Genomic DNA, 1130 nt, shown 5'->3' on the forward strand with positions numbered 1-1130 from the left:
GGTACCATCGAACTGCCGGAAGGCGTAGAGATGGTAATGCCGGGCGACAACATCAAGATGGTTGTTACCCTGATTGCGCCGATCGCGATGGATGACGGCCTGCGTTTCGCTATCCGTGAAGGTGGCCGTACCGTAGGTGCTGGTGTTGTAGCTAAAGTTATCGCTTAATCGATACTTTAAATGCACACATGAAAGGGGTGGCTTCGGCCGCCCCTTTTGTTTTTGGGCTTTATCTGCCCTGTGAGATACTGGGCAAAACCATTGATTGAGGTAGTTTCCGTGAGCAAACCCGCCATTTTTCTGGATCGTGACGGTGTCATCAATGAAGACACTGGCTATGTCAGCCAGGTCGATGACTTCCATTTTCTGCCCGGAGTCATAGACGCCCTGCAGCTCCTCAAAAAGAAAGGCTATCTGCTGGTCGTTGTGACCAACCAGTCCGGAATCGCCCGCGGCTACTTCAGTGAAGATGACTTCATGAATCTGACCGAGTGGATGGATTGGTCACTGGCGGATCGGGATGTGGACCTCGATGGCATCTATTTCTGCCCCCATCATCCGGATCACGGCGCCCCCTGTGATTGCCGCAAACCGGAGCCAGGCATGCTGCTGTTGGCGCAACAGGAATTGGGGATCGACATGAGCCGTTCCTATATGGTGGGTGACAAGCCTTCCGATCTGAAAGCAGCGAGCAATGCCGGGGTCGGTCACAAGATCATGGTCAGAACCGGTAAGCCGGTTACCGAAACGGGTAGCGCACTGGCAGATGCCATCTATGACAACCTGCACGATTTTGCCATCGCGGTGCCTGCAGCAAGCTGATTTCGCCGGTTTAATATGCCAATTGGTGGCTTTGTGAGCGAACGAACAGCGAAAGCCATCTTTTTGCAATTATCCCCTTGCCAGAACGAATTCACTCCCTATAATGCGCCTCCATCGACAGGGCAAGCGGCAACGCAAACAACCTCGTAGATAACCTCGAAAAGCCTTTGCAAATAAGGCTTGACTCGAGAAGGCGGTTGAGTAGAATGCCACTCCCGCAGCAGCAAAAGCTGCGTCGCTCTTTAACAATTTGAATCAAGCAATCTGTGTGGGCACTCACAGCATCGAACATCAAAAACAATTTTTGA

The 1130-nt window shown here is 52.0% G+C and carries 1 protein-coding gene and 1 pseudogene; both read left to right on the forward strand.

The window, feature by feature from the left end; all coding sequences use genetic code 11:
• Positions 1-168 (forward strand): annotated as a pseudogene (gene tuf, locus G5182_RS20095) (elongation factor Tu); the annotation flags it as partial.
• A gap of 111 nt (positions 169-279) precedes the next feature.
• Positions 280-822, forward strand: a complete 543-nt coding sequence (gene gmhB / locus G5182_RS20100) for a D-glycero-beta-D-manno-heptose 1,7-bisphosphate 7-phosphatase (RefSeq protein WP_216952229.1) — start codon at positions 280-282, stop codon at positions 820-822.
• Positions 823-1130: the final 308 nt, after the last annotated feature.

It is taken from the genome of Aeromonas sp. 600948, assembly GCF_049174875.1.
In the GTDB taxonomy this organism is placed as follows: Bacteria; Pseudomonadota; Gammaproteobacteria; order Enterobacterales; family Aeromonadaceae; genus Aeromonas; species Aeromonas veronii_A.